Below are 14875 nucleotides of genomic sequence, written 5' to 3' on the forward strand. Positions count from 1 at the left end.
GCGTCCCCCGGGCAGCCGGGAGGCCCTGTCGGGCGCAGTCCTTGTGGGGGGTCAGCGGCAGTTGACCCAGTTGTTGGACTTGAAGTAGTAGCTCTGGCTGCCGGAGCCCTTGGCCCCCCTGGCGACTATGGTGCTGCTGCCGGAGTAGTTGGTCCCCGAGTACGCCTTGAAGTCACAGGAAGCACCGTGGTTGTACCAGGACTTGAAGTTCTGGAACACCGCGTACTGGGTCAGGCTGGCGTTGGTCCCGGCGACCTGCTGCCGCTGGCCGGTGTAGTTCGAGCCGGACCAGACGCAGAAGTAGCCCGAGGGGCAGTCCGACGCCGCCGCGCTCGCGGTTCCCGCGCCCCCGACCAGCAGACCGCCGGTCAGCGCGATACCGCCGGCGACTGCTGCGAGGTTCCTCGTCATACGCATGCCTTGTTCCCCTTCGACGTGGAGGTGCCCACCGGCTCGACCGGCCGGGGTGGCGGAACTCGGCATGAGTCTGGGGGCGTGCCCGGGGACGGGGCTTGTAGAAAACGGCACTTGGTCCTAGACCTCCGGGACGGGGCCGAGCAGGACGACGGAGTCGCCCTTCTGCGGGGTCGCGGGCTGCGTCGCGTCCACCGGGACCAGGCGGCCATCGGCGCTGACCAGGAACAGCGCTTCGTGTCCCGGCGGGACGGGGTCCGCGGCCGGCTGGACGAGGAACCTGGCGCCCTGTTCGTAGCGTCTCGCCAGGGCGTGCCGGACGAGTGAGCCGCCGAACAGGACGGCGCCGCCCGTGTAGGGCGCGACGACGCCGTGGCTCTCGTGGGGCGGTCCCACCCGGTAGACGGGGCCCTCGACGTTGTCCTGGACCACGACCGAGGCGAGCGCGTTGAAGTCGTCGTCATCGGTGAGCAGGAAGACGGCGTTGACCCCCTCCAGCCGGGCCCGCGGGTTGGTGGCCGTGGCCAGCAGGTCTCCTCTGGCCAGTGTGATCCCGGCTTCCTTGATCCGTTCGCGTTCCTCGCCCATTCCCGCCCACATCTGTACGTCCAGCCCCGTCGACCGCAGGGCCGTGCCCAGCGCGATCACCCACGGGGCTCCGCCCACGAGCAGCGGCCGGGTGAGGTCCGGCCGGGCGACGCCGAGCCGCCGGGCCACGGGGCCGGCGGTCAGGGCGTACAGCACCACCGTCGAGACGATCACGAGGAAGGTGATGGGGAGGACCTTGGAGGCGCCGCGCAGTCCCAGTTGGACGAGGCTCGCGGCGAAGGCCGCCGCGGTGGAGGCCGCGACGATGCCGCGCGGAGCCATCCATCCCGCGAACGCCCGTTCCCCCGGGGTCATGTCCTTGCCCATGGTGGCGACGAAGGCCACGAGCGGCCGCACCACGAGGACCAGGAGCGCGACAAGCGCGAGGGTGGGGAGGAGCACGGGGGTCAGGGAGGCCGGGGTGACGCCGGCCGAAATGGAGATGAACAGCAGTCCGATGATCAGCTGGACGAGTGTCTCGAAGAAGGGCCGGCGCGCGGGCATGTCGAAGCCGCGGGTGTTGGCCGCGGCCATGCCGGTGACGATCGCCGCGATGAGGCCGGTGTCGTCGCGGACGATGTCGCAGCCCGCCGACACGGCGATCACCGTGGCCAGCTGTGCCAGGGTGCCGAGCGTCTCGCCGAGCCGCAGCACGCGCAGGGTCAGCCACAGCAGTGCGATGCCCACGGCTCCGCCGACGAGGCCGACGGCCATGCTGATGAGGAACTGGCCAATCTGGTAGCCGCGGCCGATGTCGATCCGGTGCGTCGTGTCGATGGCGTGGAAGACGAGTGCCCCCAGAATGGCGCCGATGGGGTCGGTCAGCGTCCCCTCCCAGATCAGCAGGCGCCGCACCTCGTCCGTCGGCCGCACGTACTGGAGCAAGGGCCCCACGACCGTGGGTCCCGACACGACGAGGATCATGCCGACCATCGCGGCGACCCTGAGGGACATGCCGAACAGGGCCGGGCCGACGGCGCAGACGGCCAGGAAGGTGAAGGCCACGCCGAAGAGGAGCAGCCGGCCCACGATCGCGCGGGTGTGGCCGGTGAGGTTGCGCAGGTCGAGGCCGAGACCGGCGTCGTAGAGGATCACCGCCACGGACAGCGACACGAGGGCGGAGAAGGGCTCCCCGACCAGCTGTTCCGGGTGAACGACGTCGGTCAGGGCGCCCGCGGCGAAGCCGACCGGCAGCAACAGGATCAGCGCGGGGACGCGGAGCCTTCCGGCGAGGATCTGGCAGGCCGCGGCCAGCGCCACGACCAGGGCGATGCCGAGGAGGATGTCGTCCTCGCTCACAGCGCTCTCCTTCCTCGCCCCGCAGGCGCGACGGCGGGCTCAGTCGTCGTCGACCGCGTCCTGCCGCGTGGGGCCGGTCCGTCGCAGGTCGGAGTCGGTGAGGGGCTCCAGCTCGCCGTGGGTGTCCAGCCAGTAGAGGAAGAAGACGGCCGGGGCGACGAGCAGCAGGGCGACGAGGCTGACCACCGACAGCCAGAGCAGCGTCTGCGAGTCGCCCGCGGCGTCCGCCACCGACAGGGACGTGGGGATGAGGTAGGGGCGCTGCGCGAGCCCCCAGGCGAGGACGGCCGCGCCGACGACGCCGACGGCGCTGAAGCGGGCCCAGTGCGTCTGTTCCCGCAGCACGCACAGTCCCGTGGCGACGAAGGACACCGCGGACACGATCGCGAGGGCGAGCCCCGCCCCGTGGGTCAGCCCGTGCCAGACGTGGGGGGCGTCGACTCGGGTGACGAGGAGTACGCCGGCGGCCGTCAGGGCGGACGCGACGAGAGCGGCGAGGGCGCGGATCCGGAAGTAGCCGACCAGGTCGGGTGCGTCGAAGCGCTTGGCGTCGGCGGTCAGGAACACGGCGCCGAGGAGTGCGGTCCCGGCGACGGTGAGCAGCCCGAACAGCAGGGAGGCGGGGGTGGCCCACGCGTGCGCCGAGGCCTCGGTTCCCGGTGCGATCCGGCCGGAGGTTACGGCGCCGACGGCCGCCCCGAGGCAGAAGGGGGTCAGCAGGGAGGCGATGGCGAACACGGCGCCGAAAAGGCGCCGCCGGGCCAGCCGGCGGCTGGGTTTGCGCAGGGCGAAGCCGGCGCCGCGCAGGACCATTCCGAGGGCGGCCACCGCGAAGGGCAGCCACATCGCGGTGAACACCGTTTGGAAGAACACGGGGAACCCGGTCCACATGAGGATGAGGACGAAGATCAGCCAGACGTTGTTGACCTCCCAGACGGGTGCCATGGCGTGGTCGATCAGCCAGCGGGGACGCTTGCCCCGCTCGGCTCCGCCGGCCGTCAGGTCCCAGAAGCCCGCCCCGTAGTCGGTCCCGCCACCGCAGGCGTACGCGGCCACGGCCAGCAGCAGGACGAAGGCGACGAACTCGGCCATCACGCGCCACCTCCCCCGGAGGCGGTGGGGTCGCCGTCTGCCGGGGACGGGGCGTCGCCGGCCGGGACGGCCGGGCGCGGACCGTACGGGGTGACCGCCTCGGGTGCGTCCACCGGAGACCCGTCCGGAGACCCGTCCCGAGGCCCGCCCGAAGGCCCGCCCGTCTCGGCGTCGGCCAGTCGCCAGCGGTCGCGCATCTTCAGCAGGACCCTGAGGAACGCCCCGAAGATGAACACGTACACCACGATCACCAGGCCGAACATGATCCAGAGGGTGGTGGAGCGGGTGGAGGTGACGGCCTCCGCGACGCGCATGTTCTCGTAGACGATCCAGGGCTGGCGGCCCACCTCGGTCGTGATCCAACCGCATTCGACGGCGACGAGGGAGCCGGCGCCGGCGCAGGCGGCGCCGCGGAAGAACCACTTGGATTCGGGCAGTCGGCGGTGGCGCAGCCAGACCAGGCCGTACAGGAGGGCGAGGAGCAGGAGCCCGCTGCCGATCACCACCATGATGTCGAAGGCCCAGTGGGCGATCGTGGCCTGGGTGGCGTTCGGGCGGTCGCCCGCCGGTACGGAGGACAGCCCGATCACCTTCGTGTCCGGGCTGAACCCGGCCAGGATGGAGTCGAGTTGGGGGATCTTGATGCCGCCGGTGACCGTACCGTCCGGATGGAGCCGGCCGAACATGTACTCCGCGACGTGGGTGTCGGTCTCCCAGACGATCTCCATGGCGGCGAACTTGACGGGCTGCTTCTGGAAGACCTGCCGGGCGATCGAGTCACCCAGCATGAACTGCACCGGGGTGGCCACCGCGGCGAGGGTGAAGGGGACCGTGAAGCCGAGCCGGTGGTAGCGGTCCCGGCGTCCGCGCAGCCAGCCCACCGCGTAGACGCCCGCCACGACGTAGCCCGCGGTCAGCAGCATCGCCACCACGAAGTGCCAGTACTGAGGGCCGAACATCGGGGTGAAGACGGCCTTCCAGACGTCGACGTCGACCGGGTTGCCCTGGGAGTCGAGCGAGAACCCCCGTGGGGTGTTCATCCACGAGTTGGCGGCCAGGATGCCGAACGCGCCGAGCAGCGCGGTGGCCGGCAGCGGCAGCCCGAGCAGGAAGTGGGTGCGCGGCTTCAGCCTGCGCCAGCCGTACAGGTAGATGGCGATGAGCACGGCTTCCAGGAAGAACGCCCAGGCCTCGACGCCGAAACCGATGCCGAAGACATCGCCCCACTTGCCCATCAGTCCGGGCCAGAGCAGGCCGAACTCGAACGACAGCACGGTTCCGGTGACGACGCCGATCGCGAACTGCACCGCCATCACGGCCGACCAGCGCCGAGCCAGCAGCAGCGCCGTGGCGTCGTTCTTGCGCAGGCCGATGTAGTGCATGACCAGGGTGATGAGCGGCAGCGTCACGCCCAGCGGCACCAGGATGATGTGGGAGGCGAGGGTGAACGCCATGAGCTGCCTGGCCGGGAGCATCTGCGCGGGGGCGTCCGCCGCCAGCAGGTGGAGCGTGGTGTGCATGCGATCCTTCGGCGCTCGGGACGGCGGTCGGGGGGAGCGTGTCAGCCGCCCGTGGCGAAGCCGGGGAAGAGGGTCATCCCGCCGTCCACGTAGAGCGTGGTACCGACGACGTAGTCCAGGAGGTCGGAGGCGAGGGCCACGGCCGCGTACGCGATGTCCTCGGGATCGCCGATGCGCTCGTACGGGATCAGCCGGAGCAGGTCCTCCCGGGCCTGCTCCGTCTCCCACGCGTCCTTGTTGATCGGTGTCTTGATGGCGCCGGGTGCGATCGCGTTCACGCGGATCTTCCGGGGCGCGAGTTCCTGGGCCAGTGTCGTCATCAGCATGTGCACGCCGCCCTTGGAGGACGCGTAGTTGGCGTGCCCCGCCCAGGGGATGATCTGGTGGACGGAGCTCATGCAGATGATCTTCCCGGCCGCGCGGGACACCTCGGGGACGACCCCGCGCCGCAGGAACTCCTTCGTCGCCTCCCGGGCGCAGAGGAACTGGCCCGTGAGGTTGACGTCGAGCACCTTCTGCCACTGGGCGAGCGTCATCTCCTCGAACCGGGCGTCGCGCTGCAGTCCGGCGTTGGCGACCAGGATGTCGATCGTGCCGAACTCCCGGACCATCCGGTCCGTCATGGCGACGACCTGGTCCTCCTGGGACACGTCCGCCTCGTACGCGGCGGCGCGCACGCCGAACGAGGTGATCTCCTCGACCACCTTCTCGGCCTCTTCCCTGCCGGCCACGTAGTTCACGACGACGTCGGCGCCGGCCCGGCCCAGGCCGATGGCCGTGGCCTTCCCGATCCCGCTGTTGGCGCCGGTGACCAGCGCCTTCTGGCCCTTGAGCAGGTGGGCGGGGATCACACCCCGCGGTGCACCCTCGGTGGGACTCACGATCGACTGCCTCCTCGCATGCCCGGTCCGGTCCGCCGGACCGCGGTCCGTCGGGTCCGAACGCCACGGAAGCACCCTCTTCGCGGATCGGCGGCCCGGGCGGCGTGCCCTTGGGCCACGCGGCCGAGCGTCACCCCCCGGTCGGAGGAACCGCGAACCGCGGGTCAGCCCAGCCGCTCCACTATGTGGTCGCCCACCCGCAGGGCGTTCGCGATCGCCGTGAGGGAAGGATTGACCGCGCCGATGCTCGGGAAGAAGCTCGTGTCGACCACGTACAGGTTGTCGAGATCGTGCGCCTTGCAGTTCACGTCCAGGGCGGAGGTGGCCGGGTCGTGGCCGAACCGTACGGTGCCGGCCTGGTGCGCCGTGGCGCCGATCGGCATGCCCTTGTGGAGGTAGATGCTGCGCGTCAGGAGCTGGTGCTCGTGCATCCCCAGGTGGCTGAGCATGCCCTGGAGCTTGTGCCGCAGGCGCTTCAGCCCCTCGATGTTGTTCTTCTCGTCGAGCACGAGCCGGATGGTGCCGTCGCCTTCGAGGGTGACCCGGTTGTCGGGGAGGGGAAGGTCCTCGCCGCACAGCCAGAAGTCGACCGCGTGATGGGCCATGACCTCGAACGGCATGTCGGGGGCCACGGCGCCCGCCCAGCGGGGCGCCTCGCCGTGGATCTGGGCGGCGTCCGACTTGCCGAGCATCTGGATGCCGCCCAGCGGGTAGTCCCAGTCGTCGGCGCCGAGGTACCAGTCGTGCAGGGCCAGGGTCTTCTGGAACCTGGTGTCGTTGGGCTCCTTCGAAAGGGCCATCAGTGCGAGGTTGTTGTGGCGCATGTAGTGCCGGCCGACCACGTCGGAGCTGTTCGCCAGCCCGTTCGGGTGGCGGTCGTCGGCCGAGGCCAGCAGGAGCGCCGCGGAGTTGACCGCCCCGCAGGCGACGACCACGATGTCCGCGGTGTACGAGGTCTGCGGTCCGTCCCCGTTCCGGGTCACGACGCTGCTGACGGTGCGTCCGGTCGGGTCGGTCTCCAGTCGGACCACTCGCGCGTTGGTGACCATGTCGACGTTCGGGTGCCGCAGGGCCGGTTCCACACAGATCACCTGGGCGTCCGACTTGCCGCGTACCAGGCAGGGGAAGCCGTCCACGCGGTCGCAGCGGACGCAGACGCTGCCGCTGGTGGCCCGCCCGTGCTCGTCCTGGGTCAGGTTGACGCCGATGGGCAGGTGGAAGGGGTGCAGACCGCGTTTTTCCAGGTCGTCGCTCAACTGCTGGATCCGCGGTTCGTGCGCGACGGGCGGGTGGGCGTACTGCGCGCTGTACGGGCCTTCCCACGGGTCCTCGCCGTGGCGTCCGTGGACCAGGTAGAGGTGCTCGGCCTGCGAGTAGTACGGCTCCAGGTCCTCGTACCGGATCGGCCAGGCCGGCGACACCCCGTCGTGGTGGCGGAGTTCCCCGAAGTCCTCGGGCCGCAGCCGGAACAGGGCCGCACCGTAGAACTTGGTGTTCCCCCCGACGTAGTAGTTGACCTCGGGCGGGAACGCGTCGCCGTTCTTGTCCAGCCAGAACTCCGGAGCCCGGTACTTGCCCTTCACGAACACGGCGGTGGAGTCCCAGTTGTCCCGCTCGCGGGGGAGGTAGTCGCCGCGTTCGAGGATGAGCACCCGCTTCCCGGAGGGGGCGAGCCGGTGGGCGAGCGTGCCGCCGCCGGCGCCCGAACCGATGATGACGACGTCGTAGTGCGGGGAGTCGCCCACGGCGACCACCGTCCTTGCGCTCGCGGGCCCGCCCTGTCAGCGGCCCTCTGCCTGCGCGCTGCCGGGACGCGGCAGCCACCCCACCTCTTCGAACGTATCCCTCCTCGCCGGGGCGGGCGACCGGACGGGGGGTGCGCGGCCGGCCGTCACAGCACGGCGATCGGGTTCACGGGTGAGCCGGTGGCCGCGGGGAGTCTGAGCGGCGCCACCACGCACAGGAAGGACCACCGGCCCGCGCGGGCGCACGCCGCGGTCAGCTCCTCGAACTGGAGGTAGTCCATCAGGTGCAGTCCCATGGCGTGCACCGCCAGCACGTGCACGGGGAAGTCGACCCCGGCGACCGCGCTGGGGGCGGTGTCGTTGTTGCCGTCCGAGCCCAGCGCGGCGACCTGCCGCTCGGCCAGGAACCGTACGGCCGTGGGATGAAGGCCGGCCCGGGCCCGCGCGGCGTCCCACGCCCCGCGCTCCTGGCGCCTCGGCCGGTGCCCCACCCGTACGAACAGCAGGTCGCCCGGCCGGACCCGGACCCCCTGGGCCTCCTCCGCCCCGGTCAGGTCGGCGGCGCGCACGTGGTCGCCGGGCTCCAGCCACGGCACGCCCCGCAGCCGCGGAACGTCCAGGAGCACGCCACGGCCCACGATGCCGTCCCCGACGGCATCGACGGAGAGCGCGCCGGCGCCGTGCGACGTCACACTGCTCGCCGGCACGCCGTTGTAGAGCTCCCCGTCGAACACGACGTGGCACAGTGCGTCGAGATGGCTGTCCGCGTCCCCGTGCACGTTCATCGCGAAGCGGTCGCGGGCGAAGTGGAGCGCGTCGCCGCCGCTCGCACCGGTCTCACCGTCGGCGGGCGCGATCATCCGGTGGCGTGCCGGTTCGGGATTGTCCGGGCCGGGCCGGGTCTCGATGGGCGCGGCGAGGGACACCGTAACTCCGGAGCGGACCTCGGCGGCGGCGGCCACGACGCGCTCGGGCGTGAGGTGGCCGAGCGCCCCGCGCCGGTCGTCGGGGGCGCGGGGGCTGCGCTCGCGCAGCTCCTCGTACAGCGCGCGGAAGGCGCCGGCGGTCATGACCTGCGGCGTGGGCGGCCCGTCGGCCGGGGTCACCGGGTTCCCCAGGGGGCCAGGATCCAGCGCAGGACATGGCTGCCGCCCGGCTCCAGGACGGTGAGCGCCGCGCCGCTGCGGAAGGCGTCGGCCGGGCAGGACATCGGCTCGACGGCGACACCGCGCCGGCGCCGCCCCGGCTCCGACAGCGTGTCCCCGGTGTACACCTGTACGTACCGGACGCCCTCGACGAGCCGTACGTCGATGCCGTGACGCCCCGAGGGGTGTCCGAGGCGCACCGTGCAGTGGCCGTCGGCATCCCTGTCGAGCCCGGTGTAGGCGGTGTCGAGGTGCTGCCGGCCGATGGGCCGGGCGGTGCGGAAGTCGTACGCCGTGCCCTCGACCGGTTCCTCACCCGTCGGCAGGCCGTGCGCGTCGCTGCCGAGCCGGTAGCGGGCCGGCACGGTCAGCAGGGCGGTGTCCACCAGGTCGGTGCCCACGGTCAGATAGGGATGCTGGCCCACGCCGTAGGGCGCCGCGGTGTCCCCCCGGTTGGTGGAGGTGACCGTGGTGTCGAGCCCCTCCGGACCCAGCCGGTACTCGGCGCGGACCTCCAGCCGGTACGGGTAGCCCGGCTGCGGGAAGAGGGTGGTGCCCACCGTGACGGCGTCCTCGCCGCGGTCGAGCAGCCGCCACGGGACCCATCGGAGGAGTCCGTGGATCGCGTTGCCGTTCTCCGGTTCGGTCAGCGGGAGTTGCAGGTCCTCGCCGCGGAACCGGTAGCGTCCGCCGGCGATCCGGTTCGGCCAGGGAACGAGGAGCTGCCCGCGGCCGCCGGTGATCTCCTCGTCGGCGGCGAAGCCGTCGAGGAGCGGCCGCCCGCCCACGTCGTAGTGGCGCAGGGCGCCGCCCAGCTCGACGACCACCGCCGTCTGCTCGCCGTGGCGCAGCCGCCACTGTTCTCCCGATGCCGTGGGGGGCATGTGCGGCTCCTCGGTCGCTGCGGCGCGGAGTTGGGCGACGACGGCTTCGACGACGGCTTCCGGGGGCTGGCCGATGTCCACGACGCAGGCGTGCTCGTCGGGTTCCGGCTCCTGGAGGTCGGCGAACTGGCTGTCCATCAGCCGTGCGGGGAAGAAGTGGCCGTGCCGGGCCCGGAGCCGGGCCCCGATCAGCTGCCGTGAGCCGTGCAGGTGGACCAGACGTACCTCGGGCCGCCCTCCGGCCAGCTGGTCGCGGTAGGCGCGCTTGAGGGCGGAGCAGGCCACGACGGCGGGTTCGCGCGCCGTGATCCGTTGGTCGATCCATGCCGCGACCGCGTCCAGCCACGGGCGTCTGTCCTCGTCGGACAGGGGCTCGCCGGCCGCCATCCTGGCCCGGTTCGCCGCCGTGTGGAGGTCGTCCGCGTCCTGGAAGGCCCAGCCGAGCCGGTCGGCCAGCAGCACACCCACGGTGGTCTTCCCGGAACCCGCCACGCCCGTCACGAGCACCACGGATGCGGGCACCGTCACGTCGTGCCGTGCCATACGGCCTCCTTCACGAGGCGGATCCGGGCGACGAACCGGCGGCGGGGGCACGCGCGGTCGGTGGGGCCGCCGCCTTGCCCACCGGTGGAACGGCGGGTCCGGGCGGCAGCAACTGGATCGTCACGAAGGCCACGACGGCCGCGAGGATCACCACGGGGGTCATGGCCACGCTGCCGAGCACCAGGACGACGAGCACGATGCTGCTGACCGGCAGCCGCAGGGCGCTGGTCGTCGAGGCCGCCATGCCGATGGCCATGCCCGGTACGACCCCCAGGCCCGGCAGGGGCGCGAGCAGCACGCCCACCGCGCAGCCCAGGAACAGCGACGGGAACACGGGGCCGCCGCGCAGGCTGCCCAGGCACAGGGAGTAGGCGACGGCCGTGCAGAGCACCACGGCGATCAGGGCCCCGACCCCCCAGGCCGACGGATCGGCGGCCATCGCGCTCAGCGTCGACTGGCCGGAGGACGCCACGTCCGCGGGCGAGCGGCCGGTGGTGAGCCCGTACACGGCGGCGCAGACGCCGGCCGCCAGGGCGCACAGGGTCGTGTGGGCGACGGGACGCTTGGCGACGAACCGCGCGGTCGACCGGCCCCCTCGCATGATCAGGTGCACGAGGAAGCCGATGGCCACGGCCACGGGGACGGACCAGAGCACGTCCCCGGCGTCGAGCCGCGGCAGGGGCACGCCCACCTTCACGGAGAGGCTGGGCGCGTCGAGACCGGTCCAGCGTCCGAAGCCGGTGAACACGAGGGAGCCCACCCCGCTCGACAGCAGCGCGGGCAGCATGACCGCGAACAGCTGGGGCCCGCCGACCCCGGCCACCTCGATGAGCAGGACGCCCGCGATCAGCGGGCTCCCGAAGATCACCGCGACGGCCGCCGCCGCGCCCGCCGCGCCCAGCAGCGCCGTGCTCTGGGCGCTCGCCGGTACCTGCGCGAGATCCCGGAAGAGCAGTGCCAGGCCGCCGCCGAGGGCGATCAACGGGGCCTCCGGTCCGAGCGTGGCGCCGAGGGGGAGGCTGAGCAGGGCGGCGAGGATCACGCCGGGCAGGGCTGCGGGGGAGACTCCGCCGGTGTGCAGTCCCGTAGCGGGGATGTGGCCGCCCCCGCCGGGCATGCGGCTGACCACGAGCCCGACGGTCACGCCGGCGACGAGCAGCAGCGGCAACGGCCACCACCACGGCGGGGCGTCCCACCCCAGGGACTCCGGCAGGCCGCTCCACATCAGGTGTTCCAGCTCGTGGAGGCCGACCAGGAACCAGAAGGCCACCAGCGACACCGGAACTCCGATGAGGGCGCAGAACACGAGTGCCTTGAGATAGCCGGCGCTGCGCAGGAGTTCGCGCAGCCGGTCCGCCTCTTCGGGCTGTGTGGCCCCGCCGGGCCCCGCGGGGTGCGGATCGGACGCCGTCATCCGCCGGGTCCCGTCCCGGCGCCGCACGTCCGTCTCGGGGCACGAGGGGTTCCGGGCATGTTCGCTCATCTCCCAGTGAGTGCGGGTGGACCGGAGCGGGCCGGGTCGCCGCGTCCCCCGGGGGCGCGGCGGGGCCTGGACGGGCCAGAGCCATTGCAGCATCCGGCCGGGGGCTTCGCATGTCCGGCCGGGGCCCGGCCCGGGGTCGTCGCCCTCCGGCGGCGCGGAGCGCCGGCCGGGCGGATCATCGAGACGAGAGGTTCGGCCGCCCGGGTGGCGGCGTCCGGCCGGCGGCGCAGGGGGCGCCGTCGGCACCACACCGCTGGTGGCTGTCCCGTGGGGCGGTGCGGCCGGCGGTCAGGTGTCAGGAAGAGGGAATTCCATGACGGAGCCGAGTCCTCAACCCGTGGGCACCGGTCAGCCGAAGGAGGCGGACCGGCTGCGCGAGATCCTCCGTACGCCCGGCTACCTCGTCATCCTGGTGTACTCGGCCCTCATCGGCGTTCCGGTGTCGCTCGTCGCGTTCTGGTTCCTCGTCGCTCTCCACGAACTGCAGCACGTCTTCTGGACGGACCTTCCGCACCACCTGGGCATGGACACAGCCCCGTGGTGGTGGCCGCTGCCCCTGCTGCTGGTCGCCGGTGTGGTCGTCGGCCTGGTCGCCGCCCACCTGACCGGCGGGGGCGGCCACATCCCCGCGGGCGGCCTGCACGCCGGCGCGACGCCCCCGGCCGCGCTGCCGGGCGTGGTGCTCGCCGCGGCCGCGAGCCTGCCGCTGGGCGCGGTGCTGGGACCGGAGGCGCCCCTGATCGCCGTCGGCGGCGGCCTGGCCCTGCTCTTCCGGGACCTCACACGGACTCCGGCGACCCCGCAGACCACCGCGCTGCTCGGCGCGGCCGGTGCGGCCGCGGCCATCGCGGTGATCTTCGGCAACCCGCTGATCGCCGCCGTCCTCCTGATCGAGGTGTCGGGGATCGGCGGCCCCCAGCTCTTCGCGGTCATGCTCCCGGCCCTGCTCTCCAGTGGGATCGGGGCCCTGGTCTTCACGGGCTTCGGCAAGTGGACCGGGCTGGAGACCGGCAGCCTCAGCCTCACGCTGCCCACGTCCCTGCCGTCCCTGGACGCACCGGACGTGCTGTGGAGCGTGCTCATCGCCCTCGTCCTCGCCGTGCTGCTGAACCCCGTGCTGGAAGTGGGCCGGCGGGTCGCGGCGTTCGTCTCCGCCCGGGTGCTCCCCCGTACCGTCCTGTGCGCGCTGGGCGCCGCGGCCTGCGCCGCCCTCTACGCCCTGATCACCGGCCGCTCGCCCGCGGACGTCGCCCTCTCGGGTCAGGCCGCCCTCGGCGAACTGGCCGCCGACCCGCACGCCTGGGCCGTCGGTGCGCTGATCGCCGTCCTGCTCTTCAAGACCGTCGCCTACGCCCTCTGTCTGGGCAGCCTGCGCGGCGGCGCCATCTTCCCCGCGGTCTTCCTCGGAGCGGCGGCCGGCGTCCTCGTGGCTCCGCTGCCCGGGCTGGGCGCCGTACCGGCCATGACGGCGGGCATGGCGGCGGCCACCGCGGCCGTCATGCGGCTGCCGGTCAGCAGCGTGGTGCTCGTGGTGCTGCTCCTGGGCAGCTCCGCGATGATTCCGATCGCCATCCTCGCGGCCGTGATCTCCTTCACCACGACCGAGCTGCTTCCCGCCGGTACGGCCCATCCGCCCGAGCCGCTCGCCGAGCAGCCGCCCGCGCAGCCGGGCGGCGCCAAGGCGGCCGGAACCCCCTGACGGTATGCCAGGGGGCTCGGGTGCTGCGGTGCGCGGTGGCGCGTCGCGGTCAGGCGGCCGACAGTTCCTCCGCCGGCAGCCGGCCCGCGCGCACCGCGTCGACCAGGGCCTGGTGGTCGCGTTCGTTCTGGTCGGCGTACGCCTCGGCGAAGGTGACGAGCGCCCGGTCGAAGGCCTCGCTGCGGCCCAGGTACGAGGCGATCGCGATCCGGTCGCCCGACCGCGCGTGCGCACGGGCGAGGGTGAGGCCGCACAGCTCGGCGAACGTCGCCAGCTGCGCGGGCGACATCGTCTCCGGCATGGCGATCCCCTTCCAGTCGCGCAGCTGCCGGACGTAGAAGTCGCGCTGCCTGCCGTCGATCCCGTCCACCCGCTCCCAGCCCAGGAACATGTCGCTCGCCGCCTGCATGAGCCGCTGTCCCGAGACGACGCGCTCGCCCTGGTTGCGGTGGCGACTCGCGCCGAGGTGGGCGGCGAGCACGGAGGTGTCGGCTTCCTTGGCCTGCAGGAAGAGCGGGTCCCGGCCGTCGCGGCCGAGCAGCAGCAGGATCCAGCAGCGAGTCCCGACGCTGCCGACGCCGACCACCTTGCGGGCCATGTCCACCAGCCGGTAGTCCTCCAGGAGTACCCGCCGGTCACTCGCCATCGTGAGGCCGTAGGTCTCGATCAGTCGTTGGAACCGGCTCTCCAGCTCGGCGCGCTCGACGTCCGGCAGCAGTTCCGCGAGCGGCACCAGCAGCGGGGGGTCCGGCGCGATGCGCGGCCGGCCGTCGACCAGCTCCGTGAGTTTGTCGAAGGCCTGCAGCGTGTCGCGTGTACGGGCCTTCGACATGGCACGGGCCAGTTTCTTCCGTCCGCCCTTGTCGAGCCGGGCCGTGCCGAAGTCCTCCAGACGGTCCGCGTCGACCTTCGCGTACCAGACGTCGAGGTTGCCCATGCCGGCGAAGCCGCGCATCGCCTCACGGTACGAGCGCACGCCGGCGCCCACGATGCCCGCGCGCTCGGCGTCGTCGAAGCCGTTCGCCCGGGCCGCGATGACGAGGCTCGCCGACAGCCGTTTGACGTCCCACTCCCAGGGACCCGGCAAGGTCTCGTCGAAGTCGTTGATGTCGAACATCAGCCGCCGCTCCGGAGAGGCCAGCAGCCGGAAGTTCAGCAGGTGCGCGTCCCCGCACAGCTGGGCCGTGATCCCCGAGTCGGGGCTGCCGGCCAGGTCGGAGGCCATGATCGCGGCGGCTCCCCGGTAGAACCGGAAGGGGGATTCAAGCATCCTGCCGTAGCGGATCGGCACCAGCTCGGGCACCCGGGCCGCGGACTGCTCCTCGAGGATGGCCAGCGGGTCCGGCCGGTCCGGAGAGGGCCGGTAGACGGCGTGCCCCGAGCGTGGCGAGCGGCTCCGGGCCTCCTTGCCCTGGGCCGCGCGTTCCTGGGGTGTGCTGCCTGCTACCGCGCGCATCGCGGCGGTCGTGCTCTGGGACATCAGTGTGCTCCTGCCTGGACCTGCGTCCTGCGCACGGGAACGACGCCCTGCCGCAAAGGGGTTTCGGATGCGGTGGACATGTCACGTCCTCCTGGGCGATCA

General features: G+C 72.6%; 11 protein-coding genes. 1 reads left to right on the forward strand and 10 read right to left on the reverse strand.

Annotation, left to right across the window (positions count from 1 at the left end; genetic code table 11):
- Nucleotides 1–51: 51 nt before the first annotated feature.
- The 9 genes from ACZ6JT_RS04525 to ACZ6JT_RS04565 all read right to left on the reverse strand — a co-directional run bounded on the left by ACZ6JT_RS04525 (nucleotide 52) and on the right by ACZ6JT_RS04565 (nucleotide 11525).
- Complete coding sequence (locus tag ACZ6JT_RS04525; protein ID WP_469207084.1) at nucleotides 52–417, reverse strand: peptidase inhibitor family I36 protein; 366 nt, start codon at nucleotides 415–417, stop codon at nucleotides 52–54.
- A gap of 117 nt (nucleotides 418–534) precedes the next feature.
- Complete coding sequence (locus ACZ6JT_RS04530) at nucleotides 535–2301, reverse strand: cation:proton antiporter (protein WP_469207086.1); 1767 nt, start codon at nucleotides 2299–2301, stop codon at nucleotides 535–537.
- 39 nt (nucleotides 2302–2340) lie between these two features.
- Nucleotides 2341–3393 (reverse strand): cytochrome d ubiquinol oxidase subunit II, encoded by a 1053-nt coding sequence (locus ACZ6JT_RS04535; protein WP_469207088.1) that lies wholly within the window; start codon nucleotides 3391–3393, stop codon nucleotides 2341–2343.
- On the reverse strand, nucleotides 3393–4913 hold the full coding sequence (locus ACZ6JT_RS04540; RefSeq protein WP_469207090.1) for a cytochrome ubiquinol oxidase subunit I: 1521 nt from the start codon (nucleotides 4911–4913) through the stop codon (nucleotides 3393–3395). The genes ACZ6JT_RS04535 and ACZ6JT_RS04540 overlap by 1 nt, the downstream gene beginning before the upstream one ends.
- 41 nt (nucleotides 4914–4954) lie before the next feature.
- Entirely contained in the window at nucleotides 4955–5794 is an 840-nt protein-coding gene (locus ACZ6JT_RS04545; RefSeq protein ID WP_469207092.1) for an SDR family oxidoreductase, read from the reverse strand.
- Nucleotides 5795–5958: 164 nt separating this feature from the next.
- Nucleotides 5959–7539, reverse strand: a complete 1581-nt coding sequence (locus ACZ6JT_RS04550) for a GMC oxidoreductase (RefSeq protein WP_469207094.1) — start codon at nucleotides 7537–7539, stop codon at nucleotides 5959–5961.
- 146 nt (nucleotides 7540–7685) lie between these two features.
- A complete protein-coding gene (locus tag ACZ6JT_RS04555; RefSeq protein ID WP_469208190.1) occupies nucleotides 7686–8609 on the reverse strand; it encodes a cyclase family protein in 924 nt (307 codons plus the stop codon).
- Between the two features lie 32 nt (nucleotides 8610–8641).
- A complete protein-coding gene (locus ACZ6JT_RS04560) occupies nucleotides 8642–10111 on the reverse strand; it encodes a gluconokinase, GntK/IdnK-type (RefSeq protein WP_469207096.1) in 1470 nt (489 codons plus the stop codon).
- 10 nt (nucleotides 10112–10121) lie between these two features.
- Entirely contained in the window at nucleotides 10122–11525 is a 1404-nt protein-coding gene (locus ACZ6JT_RS04565; RefSeq protein WP_469208192.1) for a chloride channel protein, read from the reverse strand.
- Between the two features lie 382 nt (nucleotides 11526–11907).
- Between ACZ6JT_RS04565 and ACZ6JT_RS04570 the strand changes: the two genes are divergently transcribed.
- Entirely contained in the window at nucleotides 11908–13293 is a 1386-nt protein-coding gene (locus tag ACZ6JT_RS04570) for a chloride channel protein (protein WP_469207098.1), read from the forward strand.
- Nucleotides 13294–13342: 49 nt separating this feature from the next.
- Here the strand turns inward: ACZ6JT_RS04570 and ACZ6JT_RS04575 are convergent, their stop codons facing one another.
- The gene (locus tag ACZ6JT_RS04575; RefSeq protein ID WP_469207100.1) at nucleotides 13343–14773 is read right to left on the reverse strand and encodes a DUF2252 domain-containing protein; all 1431 of its coding nucleotides are present in this window, start codon (nucleotides 14771–14773) and stop codon (nucleotides 13343–13345) included.
- Nucleotides 14774–14875: the final 102 nt, after the last annotated feature.

This window comes from Streptomyces sp. NPDC046308, from assembly GCF_055588065.1.